Raw genomic sequence first — 1,243 nt, 5'->3', positions numbered from 1 at the left:
ACGGCCGCGCCCGGGCGAGCGCCTCCTCGCGGGTGTCCGCGCAGAACACCTCGCGCATGAGCGGGCGCGCCGCGGCCGGCCCGCGGTCGTGGGCCGCGCGCTCGGCGTCGAAGAGCTCGAGCTGGCGACGCACCGTCGTCGCCGTCGCGTGCGGGTTGATCATCCAGGCGTCCCCGAGGCGCGCCGCCCGGCGCACCGCGGCGTCCGCGTTCGCCGTGATCCAGATCGGCGGGCGCGGGTCGGCCACGGGACGCAGCAGGAGCCGCGCCTCATCGAGCCGGGTCCAGGGCAGGTCCCGCGTCACCGTCTCCCCGCGCCAGAGCGCGTCGACGATCGAGAGGTTCTCGGTGAAGCGCCGCACCTTCTCCTGCGGCGGCACCCCGAACGCGGCGTACTCCTCGTCGCGGTACCCGAGCCCCACCGCGAACACCGACCGGCCGCGGCAGACGACGTCGAGGCTCGCGTAGGCCTCCGCGGTGTCCACCGGGTTGTGCACGGCCAGCAGGTGGCAGCCGGTGCCGACGGTCATCTCCCCCGCCTCGGCCGCGAGCCGGGCCAGCCAGGGTAGCGGCTGGATGTGCGCGACCGACCCGGCGAGGTGGTGCTGCCCGGCGAACACCGAGTCGAGGCCCTCGTCGCGGGCGAGCCGCACGAGGGCCAGCTGCTCGTCGAGGACGGCGACGGGGTCCTGGGCCGGGAGCCGCTGGTGGGTCAGGTGGAGCCCGACCCGCACCGCCGACTCAGCCACGGCACGTCTCGGCGAAGTCCCGCGCCGGGGTGTCGTCGCCGAGCCCGAGGACCGCGGTCCGCACCCGCTCGGCGGTCGCCGCGTCGGCCACGGTGCCGATGGTCCCGGCGAACTTCGCCGCGATCTCGGCGTTCGACAGCGGGCGCTCGTCGTGCCCGCGGTTGACCTGCTCGCGGCGCGAGATCCGGCGCCCGTCGGCCAGCTCCAGCTCGACGTACCCGGAGTAGGCGCGCGGGAACGCACCCTCGTGGTCCTCGACGACCTCGACGCGGCGGGCCAGCTGCAGGGTCGCCGGGTCGCGCAGGGCGTCGTCGGCGAGCTCGGCGAGCCCGAACCGCCCACGGCGCAGCACGGTGGCGACGACGTAGGGGAGGCTGAACTTGGCGTCGTACTCGTCGCGCGGCTCCCACTTGTTCGCCGCCGGCTCGCAGACCACCTTGCCCGGCACCGGGTGGATGGCGCACCGCACCGAGACGACGTCGTCGGCGGTCAGCC

The 1,243-nt window shown here is 75.9% G+C and carries 2 protein-coding genes; both read right to left on the bottom strand.

The window, feature by feature from the left end; all coding sequences use genetic code 11:
- A partial coding sequence (locus tag AC0CYZ_RS31355) for an LLM class flavin-dependent oxidoreductase (RefSeq protein ID WP_472222130.1) occupies nucleotides 1-748 on the bottom strand: 748 nt, incomplete at its 3' end.
- A partial coding sequence (locus AC0CYZ_RS31350) for an MmgE/PrpD family protein (RefSeq protein WP_472222128.1) occupies nucleotides 741-1,243 on the bottom strand: 503 nt, incomplete at its 5' end. The genes AC0CYZ_RS31355 and AC0CYZ_RS31350, both read right to left, overlap by 8 nt.

Source organism: Actinomycetospora sp. (genome assembly GCF_055612215.1).
This window is presented reverse-complemented; position numbering and strand designations above follow the sequence as displayed.